General features: G+C 66.2%; 21 protein-coding genes. 6 read left to right on the forward strand and 15 right to left on the reverse strand.

Features of this window, described 5'->3' with window-relative positions:
- Nucleotides 1-10 precede the first annotated feature (10 nt).
- The 3 genes from HWY37_RS08825 to HWY37_RS08835 all read right to left on the reverse strand — a co-directional run bounded on the left by HWY37_RS08825 (nucleotide 11) and on the right by HWY37_RS08835 (nucleotide 1,726).
- The gene (locus HWY37_RS08825; protein WP_175208023.1) at nucleotides 11-241 is read right to left on the reverse strand and encodes a hypothetical protein; all 231 of its coding nucleotides are present in this window, start codon (nucleotides 239-241) and stop codon (nucleotides 11-13) included.
- A 377-nt stretch (nucleotides 242-618) separates the two neighbouring features.
- Nucleotides 619-828 carry a DUF7661 family protein gene (locus tag HWY37_RS08830; protein WP_175208022.1) on the reverse strand — a complete coding sequence of 70 codons (210 nt, stop codon included), beginning with the start codon at nucleotides 826-828 and terminating at the stop codon, nucleotides 619-621.
- A 16-nt stretch (nucleotides 829-844) separates the two neighbouring features.
- Complete coding sequence (locus tag HWY37_RS08835; protein ID WP_176088405.1) at nucleotides 845-1,726, reverse strand: LysR family transcriptional regulator; 882 nt, start codon at nucleotides 1,724-1,726, stop codon at nucleotides 845-847.
- A gap of 97 nt (nucleotides 1,727-1,823) precedes the next feature.
- On the opposite strand from HWY37_RS08835, the gene HWY37_RS08840 reads away from it, so the two are divergent.
- From HWY37_RS08840 to HWY37_RS08850, 3 genes are read left to right on the forward strand one after another with little or no spacing between them, the layout of a single operon-like run.
- Nucleotides 1,824-2,831 (forward strand): membrane dipeptidase, encoded by a 1,008-nt coding sequence (locus HWY37_RS08840; protein ID WP_176088406.1) that lies wholly within the window; start codon nucleotides 1,824-1,826, stop codon nucleotides 2,829-2,831.
- Nucleotides 2,832-2,856: 25 nt separating this feature from the next.
- Complete coding sequence (locus HWY37_RS08845; protein ID WP_176088407.1) at nucleotides 2,857-3,828, forward strand: Bug family tripartite tricarboxylate transporter substrate binding protein; 972 nt, start codon at nucleotides 2,857-2,859, stop codon at nucleotides 3,826-3,828.
- Between the two features lie 8 nt (nucleotides 3,829-3,836).
- Nucleotides 3,837-4,337, forward strand: a complete 501-nt coding sequence (locus HWY37_RS08850) for a RidA family protein (protein WP_175208018.1) — start codon at nucleotides 3,837-3,839, stop codon at nucleotides 4,335-4,337.
- Between the two features lie 29 nt (nucleotides 4,338-4,366).
- Here HWY37_RS08850 and HWY37_RS08855 read toward each other — a convergent pair whose 3' ends face one another.
- The 3 genes from HWY37_RS08855 to HWY37_RS08865 form a co-directional block, all read right to left on the reverse strand.
- Complete coding sequence (locus HWY37_RS08855) at nucleotides 4,367-4,969, reverse strand: OmpA family protein (RefSeq protein ID WP_176088408.1); 603 nt, start codon at nucleotides 4,967-4,969, stop codon at nucleotides 4,367-4,369.
- A 1-nt stretch (nucleotide 4,970) separates the two neighbouring features.
- Entirely contained in the window at nucleotides 4,971-5,462 is a 492-nt protein-coding gene (locus HWY37_RS08860; protein WP_246302230.1) for a hypothetical protein, read from the reverse strand.
- A gap of 164 nt (nucleotides 5,463-5,626) precedes the next feature.
- Complete coding sequence (locus HWY37_RS08865) at nucleotides 5,627-5,836, reverse strand: hypothetical protein (protein WP_176088409.1); 210 nt, start codon at nucleotides 5,834-5,836, stop codon at nucleotides 5,627-5,629.
- 183 nt (nucleotides 5,837-6,019) lie between these two features.
- On the opposite strand from HWY37_RS08865, the gene HWY37_RS08870 reads away from it, so the two are divergent.
- Complete coding sequence (locus HWY37_RS08870; RefSeq protein WP_175208015.1) at nucleotides 6,020-6,292, forward strand: hypothetical protein; 273 nt, start codon at nucleotides 6,020-6,022, stop codon at nucleotides 6,290-6,292.
- A 28-nt stretch (nucleotides 6,293-6,320) separates the two neighbouring features.
- Here HWY37_RS08870 and HWY37_RS08875 read toward each other — a convergent pair whose 3' ends face one another.
- Both HWY37_RS08875 and HWY37_RS08880 read right to left on the reverse strand, forming a co-directional pair.
- A complete protein-coding gene (locus tag HWY37_RS08875; protein ID WP_176088410.1) occupies nucleotides 6,321-7,286 on the reverse strand; it encodes a 2-hydroxyacid dehydrogenase in 966 nt (321 codons plus the stop codon).
- A gap of 69 nt (nucleotides 7,287-7,355) precedes the next feature.
- On the reverse strand, nucleotides 7,356-8,354 hold the full coding sequence (locus HWY37_RS08880; RefSeq protein WP_176088411.1) for a Bug family tripartite tricarboxylate transporter substrate binding protein: 999 nt from the start codon (nucleotides 8,352-8,354) through the stop codon (nucleotides 7,356-7,358).
- A 176-nt stretch (nucleotides 8,355-8,530) separates the two neighbouring features.
- On the opposite strand from HWY37_RS08880, the gene HWY37_RS08885 reads away from it, so the two are divergent.
- Nucleotides 8,531-9,436: a LysR family transcriptional regulator gene (locus HWY37_RS08885; protein ID WP_176088412.1), complete on the forward strand. Its 906-nt coding sequence runs from the start codon at nucleotides 8,531-8,533 to the stop codon at nucleotides 9,434-9,436.
- 74 nt (nucleotides 9,437-9,510) lie between these two features.
- Here HWY37_RS08885 and HWY37_RS08890 read toward each other — a convergent pair whose 3' ends face one another.
- Together HWY37_RS08890 and HWY37_RS08895 are read right to left on the reverse strand one after the other, a co-directional pair.
- The gene (locus tag HWY37_RS08890) at nucleotides 9,511-9,891 is read right to left on the reverse strand and encodes a DCC1-like thiol-disulfide oxidoreductase family protein (RefSeq protein WP_013394373.1); all 381 of its coding nucleotides are present in this window, start codon (nucleotides 9,889-9,891) and stop codon (nucleotides 9,511-9,513) included.
- A 113-nt stretch (nucleotides 9,892-10,004) separates the two neighbouring features.
- Complete coding sequence (locus HWY37_RS08895; RefSeq protein WP_175208011.1) at nucleotides 10,005-10,955, reverse strand: GlxA family transcriptional regulator; 951 nt, start codon at nucleotides 10,953-10,955, stop codon at nucleotides 10,005-10,007.
- A gap of 118 nt (nucleotides 10,956-11,073) precedes the next feature.
- On the opposite strand from HWY37_RS08895, the gene HWY37_RS08900 reads away from it, so the two are divergent.
- Nucleotides 11,074-11,679, forward strand: coding sequence for a LysE family translocator (locus HWY37_RS08900; protein WP_175208010.1), 606 nt, complete (start codon nucleotides 11,074-11,076; stop codon nucleotides 11,677-11,679).
- A gap of 160 nt (nucleotides 11,680-11,839) precedes the next feature.
- Here the strand turns inward: HWY37_RS08900 and HWY37_RS08905 are convergent, their stop codons facing one another.
- The 5 genes from HWY37_RS08905 to HWY37_RS34635 form a co-directional block, all read right to left on the reverse strand.
- The gene (locus tag HWY37_RS08905; protein WP_176088413.1) at nucleotides 11,840-12,472 is read right to left on the reverse strand and encodes a DUF2239 family protein; all 633 of its coding nucleotides are present in this window, start codon (nucleotides 12,470-12,472) and stop codon (nucleotides 11,840-11,842) included.
- 202 nt (nucleotides 12,473-12,674) lie between these two features.
- A complete protein-coding gene (locus HWY37_RS34625) occupies nucleotides 12,675-13,622 on the reverse strand; it encodes a tyrosine-type recombinase/integrase (protein ID WP_343060967.1) in 948 nt (315 codons plus the stop codon).
- Nucleotides 13,623-13,735: 113 nt separating this feature from the next.
- A complete protein-coding gene (locus HWY37_RS34630; RefSeq protein WP_246302231.1) occupies nucleotides 13,736-14,092 on the reverse strand; it encodes a hypothetical protein in 357 nt (118 codons plus the stop codon).
- A 9-nt stretch (nucleotides 14,093-14,101) separates the two neighbouring features.
- The gene (locus tag HWY37_RS08915) at nucleotides 14,102-14,293 is read right to left on the reverse strand and encodes a conjugal transfer protein TraR (protein WP_176088415.1); all 192 of its coding nucleotides are present in this window, start codon (nucleotides 14,291-14,293) and stop codon (nucleotides 14,102-14,104) included.
- Nucleotides 14,293-14,745, reverse strand: a complete 453-nt coding sequence (locus tag HWY37_RS34635) for a DUF3310 domain-containing protein (protein ID WP_246302232.1) — start codon at nucleotides 14,743-14,745, stop codon at nucleotides 14,293-14,295. Before HWY37_RS34635 ends, HWY37_RS08915 begins: the two co-directional genes overlap by 1 nt.
- Between the last annotated feature and the right edge of the window lie 2 nt (nucleotides 14,746-14,747).

Here is a 14,747-nt window from a genome sequence, read left to right on the forward strand (position 1 = left end):
TTCGGCCCGTTCAGGAATGGCTGCGTCCTTCGCGGCGCCAATACAGATAGCGTTCAATCTCTGCCTGCTCCACCGCAGGGTCAAGCCGGCGCCATCTGACCACGTATCCGCGGTGCGCCGGCGGCATCCAGCCCAGCACGGAGTACATCGTGACTTCGGTCTCGCCCGTATTGAATTCGGTTTCGAAGAATCCCTGGCGATCCGGTGGATCGCTGCCGCAAATCCAGCTGGAACCTGGCATGACGTTCTCCCCGTACACCATCGCGTTGTAGGGGCGATCCGGTCAAAAGCCGACCCGCGTTTCGGATTGAGGTCGATGGCTATGGACCAGACCACCTGCAATCAGCCGATTGGTAAAACTGCTTTCAATCCTACGCGCCGGGCTATGGAATGGCATACGTTTTAGCCCCGATGCGGGCTGCGGCCGCCTTGTGTTAGAAACACGGATGGGGCTGCTGCCGCAATCTTTGCGAACCTTTGCAGTTCGATTTGGCGGATGCCGGTAGTATTCGGCCATCGAACCTCAGGAGCCCGCCATGCACAGTCAGCAACCCGCGCCCGAGCCGAACAAGCGCCGTTGGCCCTTCGGCTACGGTGAAGAGGAATAGGCCCGCGACGTCAGTCGATGCGCGCAACCCGGTCACCCGGACCGGAGGCCTCGTGATAGATGTCATCCAGGTATTCGGCCAGTTCATCGCCGGATACGTCGGCAGGGATGGCCAGATCCGAAACCCTTACGCGCTTGCCGCCTTCCGAGCGGTACACCGCCCACGCCGCGCCTTCGCGCTGGATATCCAGTTGAAATCGGCCGTAGATGTCGAATCTCATGGGCGTCCCTGAAGAATCATGACCAGGTCAGCGCCAGCTCGGCGGCCACGCTGCGCGTGAGTCCCAGCAGCGCCTGAGCGGCCGGGCTGAGCGTTTCGCCGCCGCGCGTCAGCACTTCCAGGCTGCGCACGGCGCTTTGATCGGCCAGGGGCACGATCGCCAGTTTTTCGCTGGCCGTGACGGCCAGCGCGGGCAGGATGGTGACGCCAAAGCCCTGTTCGACGAAGGTCAGCAGGGACGTCGTGTTGCGCACCGTCAGCAGCGACGCGTCGACCAAGGCGGCGACCTCCGGGGTATTGAAGCGGGCGCACAGGCCGTTGGCGATGAACGTCGAGGCGTCGATGTCGCTCCAGCGCGCTGCGCGCCCGAGCTTCGTCAGGCTATGCCCGGCCGGGCACACCAGCACGAAACGGTCCTCGAACAAGGGCTCGGTCACGATGCCGGGCAGGGGCGCCGGCAGGGTGGCGATGCCGAAATCGACCTCGCCATCGGCCACCGCCTTGCCCACGGCGGCCGAGTCTATGTCGCGCAAATCCACCCGCACCTGCGGATACTGCCTGCGCATCGCGCCGATGACCTGCGGCAGGAGCCGGATGGCGGCCGAGGGCACGGCGGCGACCTTGGCCATCCCCAGCGCGCCGCTGGCGTAGCGCACCATGTGCGCCACGGCGGAATCGAACTCGCTGATGGCGCGCTGGGCCTGTGCCCGGACATAGAGCCCCAGGGGCGACAGCCGGATCTTGCGTTCGCCTTCGAACAGGGGACCGCCCAGTTCCGATTCCAGCTGCTTCAGGGTCATGGAGAGCGCGGCGGGCGTGCGGCCGACCCGGTCGCCGGCCTGGGCCAGTTCGCCGGCGTCGACCACCGCCATGAACATGCGCAAATGTTCGAGCTTCACGTTTAAGAAAATATTAAATAGATCGAAGAACTTTTAGTTTGACTGAAATTCGGCCGGATATCTACAGTACCGCTCATCCCAATCAAGGAAGCAAGCAATGAGCGCAAGCGCCTTACGCGTCGACGGGCTGCAGTACAGCAACTGGTCCGAAAAGATATTCCGCCAACTGCGCGAAGGAGGCGTGGACGCGGTCCACGTCACCATCGCGTACCACGAGAACCTGCGCGAGATGATCCACAACATCGAACGCTGGAACCGCTGGTTCGAACGCTATCCGGACCTGATCGTGCATGCGCGCAGCGGCGACGACGTCCGGCGAGCCCGCGAGTCCGGCCGCACCGCCATCATCTTCGGGCTGCAGAACCCGTCGCCCATCGAGGACGACATCGGCCTGGTCGAGGTAGTGCACACCCTGGGCGTGCGCTTCATGCAGCTGACCTACAACAACCAGTCCCTGCTGGCTTCGGGCTGCTATGAATCGGTCGACAGCGGCGTCACCCGCATGGGCCGCGAAGTGATCAAGGAAATGAACCGGGTCGGCCTGGTCATCGACATGAGCCATTCGGGCGAGCGCTCCACGCTGGAAGCGATAGAACTGTCCGCGCGGCCCATCACCATCAGCCACGCCAATCCGCACGCATGGGCCCAGGCGTTGCGCAACAAGTCGGACACGGTGCTCAAGGCGCTGGCCGCGGCGGGCGGCATGTTCGGCTTTTCGCTGTATCCGCATCATCTGAAGAACAAGTCGGCCTGTACGCTGGACGATTTCTGCGCCATGGTGGCCCGCACGGCCGAGCTGGTGGGCGTGGAGCATCTGGGCCTGGGATCCGACCTGTGCCAAGACCAGCCGGACTCGGTGGTGCAGTGGATGCGCACCGGCCGCTATACCAAGAGCATCGATTATGGCGAGGGCTCCGCCGCGCAGCCCGGGTTTCCGCCCCAGCCCGTGTGGTTCCAGGACAGCCGCGACTTCCAGAACATCGAAGAGGGACTGCGCGCGACCGGGTTTGCGCAGGACGAGGTGGCGCTGCTGATGGGCGGGAACTGGATGCGCTTCTTCGACGAGGGCTTCGGCCCGCAAGCCCCTGCCTCTTCCCATGCCTGACCGGCCGCAATCTCGGAGCACTTACATGAAGAACGCAATTCGCATCCTGGCTTGCGCCACGCTGGCGCTGGGCGCCATCTGCAACGCCCGCGCGCAGGACTTTCCGACCAAGAGCATACAGATCATCGTGCCGTTCCCGCCGGGCGGCGTGGCCGACCTGGTCGTGCGCACCGTGGCGCAGAAGCTGGGCCAGGACGTCAAGCAGCCCGTTCTGGTGGTGAACAAGCCCGGCGCCAGCGGCATCATCGGCGCGGAATACGTGGCCCGCGCGGCGCCGGACGGCTACACCTTGCTGCTGGCCAACCTGCCCATCATGTCGATCAACGAGCTGCAGTACAGCAGCCTGCCGTATTCCGCCGCGCGGGACTTCGCGCCCGTGATCCTGCTGGCCGACCAGCCCTACATCATCGCGACCGGCAACGCCGTGCCCGCCAAGACGATGAAGGAGTTCATCGCCTATGCCAAGGAAAAGCCCGACACGCTGACCTTCGGTTCGGCGTCCAGCTCCACCTTCCTGGCGGGCGAGCTGTTCAAGCAGCGCGCCGGCATCCGCATGGCTCACATCCCCTACAAGGGCAGCGCGCCCGCCATCAACGATCTGCTGGGCGGACACATCAGCCTGATCCTGGATCCGGTGATCACGCTGCTGCCGCATGTGCAGGCCGGCAAGCTGCGCGCCCTGGCGGTCACCTCGCCCGCGCGCATCGATTCCGCGCCGGACATTCCCAGCTACAAGGAGGTCGGCCTGGAAGACATGGACATCACGTCCTGGCAAGGCATCGTCGCGCCGGCCGGCACGCCCGCGGCCGTGGTCAAGAAGCTGAACGAGGACTTCAACCGCGCCTTGCAGTCGCCCGAAGTGGCATCGCGCCTGAAAGAGCAGGGCGTGAGCACCAAGGGCGGCTCGGCCCAGGCCTTCACCGATTTCGTCGCGGCCGAGAACAAGCGTTGGGCGACCTTGGCCAAGCAGGTCAACTTCCTGCCGGGCAAACTCTGAGGATCGTCATGAGCGGAGCCGATGCGCGTTTGCAGGCCCTGGGACTGACGCTGCCGCAGCCCACGCCGACGCACTATTCCTACCTGCCCGCGCTGCGGCACGGCGCCACGGTGTACGTGGCCGGGCAGATCCCCAAGCTCAGTGCGGACACGCTGCTGGTGCAAGGCCTGGTCGGCGAGCAGGTCGACGAGGCGCAGGCGCGCGAGGCCGTGCGGCTGTGCGTGCTGCATGCCCTGTCGTGGGTCGCGCATCACGCGCAGGGCAGCCTGGATGCGGTGGAACAGGTCTTGCGCGTCAACTACTTCTTCCAGGTGGGAGAGCGGGCAAGCACCAGGCTGTCTTCCATTGCCGATAGCGGATCGGAACTGCTGACCGCGGTATTCGGCCGGCAAGGCGAACATCCGCGTTCGGTCATCGGCGTGCGCGAGTTGCCGCGCGATGCGCCGGTGCTGATCAGCATGGATGTGGCCCTGGCCGTTGCGGGCGAATCGCGAAGCCCGGCCCGTTGAGGCGGGCGCGGGCTGCGCGTCGCATCTGTTCAGTGCTTCTTGGGCAGCACGAATTCCACCCGCCGGTTCTGCGCCCGCCCTTGCGGGTTGTCCGCGCCGTTGGCCAGCCGGTTCGACTGCACCGGCTGGGTATCGCCCAGGCCCTTGACCGACAGGCGAGCCTTGTCCACGCCGTGGCTCGTGAGCCATTGCGCCACGGCCTGGGCGCGCCGCAGCGACAGGTCCTTGTTGTAGGCGGCGGACCCCTTGGAGTCGGTGTGGCCTTCGATCGCGACGGTGCCGGCGGAGTCTGACTTGATCAGCTTCGCGATGTCCTGCAGCGTGGGTTCGGCGGCGGGGCGGATGGCGGCCTTGTCGAAATCGAACAGCACGTCGCCCAGCATCGAGACCGTCACGGCGTTCTTGTCCTGCCGCACCGACAGGCCGTCGTGGCGCGCGGCCAGTCCATCAATCTGCGAGCTCAGGTCCGATATGCCGCCGCTGGCGTCGGAAGGCAATCCCTTCAGGTCCAGGATGGTCGCTTGCAAGTCCAGGATCTCGGCCTTGTAGGGAGGCTCCTGCGCCATGGAGCCGCCGGCGGCGGCGAGCAGCGCCGCGGCCAGGATTATCGGCGCGCCCGAGGAGGCGGCCATGTCAGCGGTCGGTGATCTTGATGGCGTCGAAGGTCTCGACGCCCGGGATCGTCAGCGACACTTCCTTGACGTCCTTGGGCGGGGCGGGGAACTTGCCCTGCCAGGACCCGGCGATGGGGGCTTCCTTCGAGGTCCGGATCATCAATTTGGGATTGGTCAGCGGCTTGTCGTTGCTGTCCTTCAGCAGCAGGTGCTTCTTGTTGCCGGCGATGACGTAGAAGCTGTTTTCGTAGTCGCTCTTGCTGATCTGCGGATAGATCATCTCCGTTTTGTCCATGACGACGGGCTTGAACCGTATCTTGATGGACAGGATTTCTCCGCTGCGCACCGCTTCGACAACCTGGCCTTCGGCGCTGCCGGAGTCGGTCAGGCCGGTGGCCAGCGGCGCGGGCGCGTCGGCCTGGCCCTGGGCCAGCGCGGCCTGGCCGGCCGCTGCCAGCGTCAGGCACAGCCCCAGGGCACAGGCGGCGGCAGTCTTTCTGATCGGAGTCACGATAAGCATCCTTTGTCGTTGAAAACCATTCAGGGCTATGCGCCCGGCCCGGGACTCATCCTTTCGGCCTAGTCCAAAGTCCAGCGCAAGATGGTCCGACTTTCAGACGCTTATTTCCGTTTGATGTTTTTCCAAGAAGTTACGGAATCTGGCTGGCCAGGGGCTCACCCGCCACGGTGGCCGTGGTAGCGGGGCGCGGCCACGCTGCGGGTGTTTTCCTTGTGCTGCGATCCGACCAGGGCTTTGCGCCGCGCGTCCTCGTGCTGGTGTTCCGCCTTGGCGCGTTCCTTGTCGGCATGGGGTGGCGCGGATAGGTCGGCCGGGGCGGAATCGGCGGTATGGGCGGGATTGGGGTGATGGGTTTTGGGCGTCATGGTGCGTACCTATGAAGGTGACGCGGCATATGCCGCCAGTCCACGTTACGCCGCTTGCGGGCGTTACGCCAGCGATCCGCCGCCTGGCCCCTGGCACAGGCCCGGTTGTGAGAATTGCTGAGCTTTCATCGCTTTTCCCTTCGTAATATCCAGTTTGAAAGGGTATTGAAAGGACAAAGAGCCATGGGGACATGCAAAAAATGCGAGGCGATCGTGCCGAACCGGCGCGATGAGCCCGGACACGGGAGCCTGATCAGCCTGGGTCTGGTGAGGACGCTGGGGCAGGAACAGCGCGGGGTGAAGCACGAGGCGTTCACCTGCGCGGACTGCGGCACGGATTGGGACTATCTGCACGACAAGCGCGACCCGGCATCCGGGTGGAGCCGTTGCGCGCCCGAACCGCGAGCCGAAGCCGCCGTGGCTCAGCCGCAGGCCAGGATGGCCGGCGCCGCCTAGCGCCCGAGTGCCCGGGCGGGCGCTGTCTTCACACCACCCGGGTGCGCACCTGGCCTTCCCGGAACCAGCCGTCCAGGTTCGCCAGCATCAATTCCGCCATCGCACGGCGGGTTTCATGCGTGCCGCTGGCTATGTGCGGCAGCAGCACCACGTTATCCATTTCATGCAGCGCCGGGGGCGTGGCGGGCTCGTGTTCGAACACGTCCAGCCCGGCGCCCGCGATGCGCTGGTTTATCAGCGCATCCACCAGCGCGGCCTCGTCGACCACGGTGCCGCGCGCGATATTGATCAGCCAGCCCTGCGGGCCCAGCGCCTCCAGCACGGCGGCGTTCACCATGTGCCGCGTGGCGCCGCCGCCCGGCACGGCCAGCACCAGGAAGTCGGATTGGGCGGCCAGGTCCAGGATGTCCGAGCAATAGCGGTAGGCGGCGGGGGCATCCGCGCGCGGCTTGCGGTTGGTGTACAGGATCTCCATGTCGAAGGCGGCGGCGCGGCGCGCGATCTGCAGGCCGATATTGCCCAGGCCGACGATGCCGCAGCGCTTGCCGCTCATGCGCGTGCCCAACCCGAATCCCGCATCAGGCCAGCGGCCGGCCCGCACGAAACGATCCGCCTCGGCGATGCGGCGCGAGACGGCCAGCATCAGCGCCAGCGCGGTGTCGGCCACGCACGCGTCCAGTACGCCGGGCGTGTTGGTGACGATGACCCGCCGCGCCTGCGCCGCGGCCACGTCGATGCTGTCATAGCCCACGCCGAAGCTGAACACGCCTTCAAGCGCGGGCAGGGCGTCGATCAGCTCGCGCGTCGCGCCGTGGCGGCCGCTGGTGGCCACGCCGCGGATGGCGGGGCCGTGTTCGCGCAGGAAGGCGGCGGGATCGGCGGCCTCCCAGAGGCGGTGGACCCGGTAGCGGGAGTCCAGTTCCGCGGCGAGTTCGGGCAGCAGCGGGCCGACCATCAGCAGTTGGGGGGCGGTGGCGGGGAGGGAGTGATTCATGGGCGCGGCTTCAGGATGTGGCTTCAGGAGTTGGCTGTAACCCGGGCCCGGAGCGCGGGCCCGTCAGGGTCAGTTGTTGGTCTGTATGTTGCGGGACTTGATGATGTGGCCGTAGCGCTCGCGTTCGCTGGCCGCCAGCGCTTGCAGCTGACCTGGCGTGGATCCGTGAGCCAGCGCGCCTTGCGATTCCAGCTTGGTCTTCATGGCGGGGTCGGCGGCGATTTCGCGGATGGCCTGCGACAGCTTGTCGATGACGGCCGGGGGCGTGCCGGCGGGCGCCAGCACCGCGGTCCAGGAGCCGGACTGCGCATTCTTCACGCCGGCCTCGTCGATGGTGGGCACGTCCGGCATGGCCGGCGAGCGCGTCGCGCCCGTCACGGCCAGCGCGCGCAGCTTGCCGCCGTTGACGTAGGGCATGGTTTCCAGCACCGAGGCGAACAGCATGTCGACGCGGCCGGCCATCAGGTCGGTCATGGCGGGGCCGCCGCCCTTGTAGGGCACGTGCATCAGGTCCGTGCCGGTGGCTTGCTGGAAGATCTCGGCGGACAGGTGGGGTGCGCCGCCGGTGCCGGAGCTGGCGTAGGTGTGCTTGCCCGGCTGGGAGCGGGCCAGCGCCACCAGATCCTTCACGTTCTTGGCGGGCAGGGTGGCGGGCACGACCAGCACGAAGGGCAGGTCGGAAAACAGCGACACCGGCGCGAAGGCGGTGGCGGGATCCGAGTGCAGCTTGTAGATCCACGGGTTGATGGCAAGCATGCCGGAATTGGCGAACAGCAGCGTGTAGCCGTCGGCGGGCGAGCGCGCCACCAGGTCGGCGGCGATCTGTCCGCCCGCGCCGGGGCGGTTGTCGACCACCACGGACGAGGCGAATTTTTCGCCCAGGGCGACCGCCAGCAGGCGCGCCGAGATGTCGGTGCCGCCGCCAGGTGAGAAGGGCACGATGAGGCTGATCGGGCGGTCCGGGTATCCGGCCGCGTTTGCATTCCAGGTCAGCGCGGCGGTGGCGCTCAATGCCAGCGCCGCGGCGATGAGCCGGACGCGTTTCCGGGCGATGTGCTTAGTCTCCATGCTTTTCTCTTTTTGGCGGTGTGGGCGGCGTTTGCCGCGGAAAAAGCGATGCTGCGCGGGTGCTCCTTGGTGATGCCTGGGGGCCGTCTTGCGGCCTAGGGCGGAGTATAGGAACGGCTATCGATGGATAGCCGTTCGAGCTATAAATAGCATTGATCAATTCAAGGATTGGATCGATGGAATTCCGTCAACTGGAGTGCTTCATAGCGGTCGCGGAGGAGCTGCATTTCGGCCGCGCGGCCGAGCGGCTCTGCATGACCCAGCCGCCGCTGTCGCGCCAGATCCAGCTGCTGGAGCAGGACCTGGGCGTGACCCTGTTCGAGCGCAACAGCAGGCAGGTGCTGCTGAGCGCCGCGGGCAGGCGCTTCCTGCGCGATGCGCGGCACCTGCTGGAGTTCTCGGCGCGCGCGGCCGCCAGCGCGCGCCGCACCTCGGGAGGCGAGGCCGGCCACATCACCCTGGGCTTCACGGCCGTCGCCGCCTACCGCCTGATGCCGTCCATGATCATGCGGGCGCGCAAGCTGCTGGGCGGCGTGGAGATCCAGCTGCGGGAAACGGTCAGCACCGACCTGGGCCGGCTGCTGCTGGCGCGCGAGGTCGACGCCATCCTGGCGCGCAGCATTCCGCAGCAGGCCGGCATCGAGGCGCGCCTGGTCGAGCGCGAACCGCTGGTGTTGGCGCTGCCCGCCGGCTCGCCGCTGTGCGAGCACGCCACCGTGCCGCTGCGCCTGCTGCACGGGCAGCCGTTCGTGCTGTATTCGCCGCGCGAAGGGAAGTACTTCTACGACCGCATCGTCGGGGCCTTCGGCCTGGCCGACGTGCAGCCCGATTACGTGCAGCGGGCGGGGCAGACCCACACGCTGCTGGCATTGGTGCGCGCAGGGCTGGGCGTGGGCATCGTGCCGGATTCGGCGCGGGAGCTGCGCTTCGAAGGGGTGGAGTTCCGGCCGATAGGCCAGCGCAATCTGTACGCGGACATGTACTTGGCCTGGCATGCGCAGCATGACAATCCGGCCCTGGAGGCGTTCCTGCAGCGGGTGGTGGAGGTGGACCGGGCGGCATCTTCGCGGCGACGGGCTTGATGCCGGATGCTGTGGTGCCTGAGTCAGCGCCAGCGCCGGCGGGCGGCGCTGGCGCGTAGCGGCGGGAAAGCCGGCTACATCTGCATCTTCTTCTTGCCCAGCAGCGTCAATGCCAGGCTGCGGCCCGTGCGCATGAAGGGATACAGCGCGGTCGACAGGCAGGGGTTGCGGAACACGGCGGCGTTGACGCTGTTGAACAGGTCGTTGCCCGTGCTGATCAGCGCCAGCCGGTTGATGCAGTCCGCGCCCCAGTAATCCTGTCCGTCCAGGTGCAGCAGCATGCCCTGGTTCAGGTCATAGCCTTGCGCCTTGTAGGCCACCGCCAGGTCGGGGTGGTCGCGCATGTTCAGCAGATCGATGGGGCCGACGGCCTTCTGCAATTGCAGCATCCGCACGTAGTTCGAGCAGAAAGGGCAGTCTCCGTCGTAGAGCAGGAAGTTCTTTGCGATGGCCATGGTGCACCGTGTGGAAATGCGCGGGCGCGAAGAGCGCGCCCGCCGCCTTGTTCCGATTAAAACGCATATCGCGGGATGCGCCCACTGTCTGTCTTGCGTTGCGTGAGCGTATCTCAGCGCATCTGGCGCACGCCATGTCCCAGCCGCCGACGCAGCAGGTTGCGCAGCGTGACGCCGTCGGCGTAGCCGACCTGCGCCGCGATCTGCTCCAGCGATTGGCTGGTGGTTTTCAGCAAATGGGCCGCGCGCTCCACGCGCAGGTCCTGGAAGAACGACAGCGGACTCTTGCCCAACACCTCCTGCATGCGGCGCGCCAGGGTGCGCTTGCTGGCGCCGAGCGCCTGCGCCGCAGCGTCCAGCGAAAAGCCCTGCGCCAGATGGGCGCGGGCCCAGCGTTCGAAGGCCTGCACCAGCGGTTCGGCATGCGTGAGGTGATCGGTGATGACGTAGGCCGATTGCGCGGGCCGCTGGTCCACGATCAGATAGCGGGCCACCAGCGCGGCCAGTTCAGGACTGGCCTGGCGCACCAGCCATAGCGCCATGTCCATGTGGCTGAGCGCCGCGCCTGCCGTCAGCAGCGACGACGAGCGCACCAGCATGCGCCCGTCCTCCAAGTCCACCGCGGGATAGCGCTGCCGGAATAGCGGCGCCAGCCACCAGGTGGTGGTGGCCTTGTGGCCGTCCAGCAAGCCGGATTCCGCCAGCACGAAGGTGCCGATGCAGGCCGCGGCAGTGTTCGCGCCGGAGCCGCGCTGGCGCAGCATGCGGCCGGCGTCGCGCACGTCGGCCCGGTCCAGCGCGGGCAGCAGCGTTTCGGGCATCTTGCAGCCGATGGCCGGGATGACCAGCCAGTCCGGGGCCGACGGGTCCGGACCGCCCGCGACGGGCACGCTGAATCCTTGCGAGGTACGGACCTTGCGGCGCATGCCGACGATCCGCGTATCGAATCGCGGTACGGATTCGGGCAGCAGCGGCGCCAGTTCGTTGGCCGTGGTGAACACGTCCAGGATGGCGGACAGACCGGTATCGAACACGCCCTCCAGGGCCAGGATCTGGATCTTCATGGCAAGAACGCTATCAAAGATGTCAAAACCGCCAATATTAATAAGGTCGGCCCGGACCCACAATGCTGCTGTCTGATCGGCGGCGCAAAGGTGCGCCGCGAGCAACCGGAGCCGTATCTTGTCCTTAGTCTGGTCCTTTGAAAATCTGCTTGCCCTGGCGCTGTTCGCCTTCGTGACCTCCGTGTCCCCGGGGCCCAGCAACGTCATGCTGATGACCTCCGGAGCCAACTTCGGCTTCGGCCGGACGCTGCCGCAGGTGCTGGGCATCACCGCGGGCTTTACTTCGCTGCTGCTTGGGGTAGGGCTGGGCCTGGGCGCGCTGTTCCACGCCTGGCCGGCCCTGTCGGTGGGCCTGAAGCTGGGCGGCGCTGCCTACCTGCTGTACCTGGCATGGCGCATCGCGCTGTCGCGCTCGATCAGCGCGGGCCAGGCCTCGGCCAGGCCGCTCACCTTCATGGAATCGGCCTTGTTCCAGTGGATCAACCCCAAGGCCTGGATCGTGGCGCTGGCCGCGGTCGCGGTCTATGTGGACGCCGCCGCGCCCTGGGCTTCGCTGGCGTGGATGTGCCTGGTGTTCGCGGTGGTGAACGTGCCCAGCGTTTCGCTATGGGCGGGCTTCGGCGTGGCGCTGCGCGGATTCCTCGCGCAGCCCGGACGTCTGAAGTGGTTCAACATCGCCATGGGGACGCTGCTGGCGCTGAGCTTGTGGCCGATGCTACGGTGATGGAGTCCGGCGCCAACGTGGAAGAGGGGGGGCGATACGGGCGGGTGCTGCATTTCTGTGCCGCACCCGCAGCCGCACTCACGCCCGCAGCCGCGCATGTCGCTTCCTTGCAGGCCGCGCATGCGCATGCCGCACGCGGGCATGTCGCACCCGCGGACAGTCAGCCCGCGACAGCTTCGCCGGTTTCGCCCCAGGCCAGGCCCATGGCGTAGCCGCGCACGTCCTCCGGCCATGCGGCAATCTGCTGCGCAAAGCGCTCGCGGTCGTCGGCATACAGCGCCCGCGTTGCTTCCTCGAAACCGGGCAGGTTGCCGCCCATGCTGGACATGAAGTGGTAGGTGGCCTCCTGACGCTGGCGGCGGCGGTCCCGCGCCTCGTTGTCGCGGCGCGCCTGTTCCACCAGCTTGCGCAAGGCGACCGAGGCGCCGCCGGGTTGCTCGCCCAGCCAATCCCAATGGCGCGGCAGCAGGGTCACTTCACGCGCCACCACGCCGAGCTTCGGACGGCCGCGGCCGCGGGGTTGCGTTTCTTCCTCCGCGTCGGCGGGGATGCCAGGCGGTGGGGCGACGCGGGCGCGGTGACGCTCGGCGATGGCGGCGGGGCTGCCGCTCAAGTCCAGGTCGACCTGCTTGCCGGACTGGTCGTCGAACAACAGGATGGTGGCGTCGTTGCCGGCGTCCATGGCCTGCCTGACGGCGAGCGCCACGTCGGCGAGCGCGCCGGCGGCAAGAATGTGGTGGCCGGCGAACGCGGTATGCGAAGCGACGGGGAGAGGGGTGATTGCTTGGTTCATATTTTGTCCGGGTAAAAATTCATGGACGAATTATGATCCGGGTAAAAATAGAAGTCAATATACCCGGATAAAAATATTTGAGCAGGCTGGCGGCTGCGGATCCGCGCAGAAATATCCTCGAGAACCTAGGGTCAACACCTAGAAATGCCGCGAAGCCCCACCGCAATTTTCGCTGCAAAATCAGCGGCTTACCCGCAGAATCTCAGGCCACCAGCTTTAAACTGGGGGACTTTTGGGGTAGCGCCTTCGCCCGCATCTCGCGCATCAACGCCCACAGGTTGAGCGATTCGCCCTCGTCGTGCCGCTGGTTCATCTGCTCCAGGGCGTCGTAGATCTCGCACAACTGCGCGACGGCATAGTGGTGCGTCATGTTGTTGCTGCCCTGGGTGTGCCACAGGATTTCGTTCTGCGTGCGTTCGGAAACACCGGCCGCGCGCAGCCGCATCCCTACCGTGTGCCGAAGATCGTGCACGTGGAGGTCGTCGAGCCCGGCCTTTTCCCGGGCTGCTACCCAGTAGCGATTGCCCATCTTCGTGACAACGGCGTACTTCGGCGGGCGGCCCGGGCGGGTCTGATGGGGGAAAACGAATACCCGTTCTGGGTGCAGGCCACGCTGGGCGTCAACCAGTCGTTGCGCGACCGAGTTGCAGACGATCAGACGTTCCGACTTCCGGCCCTTCACGAACTCCCGCGGCACCACGAAAATGGACACCTCCAGGCCAGGCCGGATACTGACGCGAACCTCCCAATCCCAGCTGAGATTGCTGACGACGTTGCTGCGCACCCCCGTGTTCAGCACGAATTCGGCCATGGGCTTGAGGTAGGGGGCCAGGTGCTGCAAAAGGCGCTCCTGCTCGACCCAGGTGATCGGACGGGGCTGCCGTTGATCTGACAGCGGCAGCATCGTGATCTTGGGCGCATGCGGTAGCCACGTGGCGCCGTTTTCAAACTGCCATTTCGATACCGCCCGGCTGAGGATCGTGCGCACGCATTCCAGGGCGTTGTTGATGGTCTTGTTCTTCCAGCCGTACCGACGCCGATCGATGACGAAGTCTTTGAGGACGGCATCACACAGCTTGTCGATTGTTAAAGAACCGTTCCATTCCACCAGCGGTTCGAGCATGTAGGCGTCGGTCACGACCGACGGCATGCCCTCCTTATCCTTGAGCAGCTGCGTGGCCGCGTCTTCCAGTGTGACCGGCACCCGTTTGTTGGGATCTGCCAGAAACTGCAGGGAGACACGGATTGCTTCACGCTGCGCCGTCAGGTAGTCGGTTGCCGCTGCTTGGCTTTCGAAGCCGCGCTTGCGAATGCGCTGTTTTTTGTACTGGGCGTCGACCTCGAAGGTACCGTCACCAGTCGCGTAGACGCCGTTCGTTTTTGAACGTCCCATTGCTTCACCTCTGTGATAGAAGCGGGACACTCATTACCCGCGGGCAGTTTAACCGCTTCCTTGTAGTCGTCCCAGGCGGCGTCCAGGTCCGCGCGCTCGTAGATGATCGACGGCCCGGCGCGCGTGCCCTTGCCGGCCAGTCGTGGTGCGATGTTGGTATCGAAGAACCGGCGCCGCACGCCGAGATAGGCCTGGGCTTCCTGGATGGTGAATCCCCGTTTTTCCATGTCGCACCCCTACGGCAGCTTGTAGCGGTCGCGGCAGGGCGCGCAGGCGCCCGCCACCAAGCGGCCCGACCATTCGCCGCACAGGTCGCATTCGCCGGGCTCGCCCTTGGGCATAGCCGCGGCGCGGGCACTAGCGGCCGCCTGGCGCGCGGTGGCTTCGCGCTCGATGTGGTCGCCAGCTTCGTCGATGATGTCAGCCATCAGTTATCTCCCAGCAGGTGGTTGATGTACCAGCGCGCCTTGCGCAGATCCTCGGGACCGTTCTTGCGCTTCCAGCGCCACAGGTACTTGATGGCGTTCGCGGTGCAGGCGGCCTCGATGCCTTCCAGGCCGGTCGTGGCGGCCGCGATCGCGTCGATGCACTCGATGCCGCCGGCCGTGTAATGGGCCGGGTGATTCACGGCGTCGGTACGAGCGTCGGCGTCGGCTGCCGAGACGGGCATGCCGCCTGTCGTGTAGCGGGCGTCGAGAGCTTCCAGATCAGCTTTGGCCTCGGTGAGTTCAGGCCTCTTCGCCAGTATTTCGGTCAGGCACTTACGAAGCCCGGTTACCTCCCAAGGCCGTAAGGGCAGGGATTCCTTCAGCTTATGCAGCACGTGCTGCGCAGGTGAATTATCTTCAATGAATGGGGCGAAGGGTGCAGGTTCACGCATGG

Source organism: Achromobacter anxifer, from assembly GCF_903652925.1.
GTDB lineage: Bacteria > Pseudomonadota > Gammaproteobacteria > Burkholderiales > Burkholderiaceae_B > Achromobacter > Achromobacter anxifer.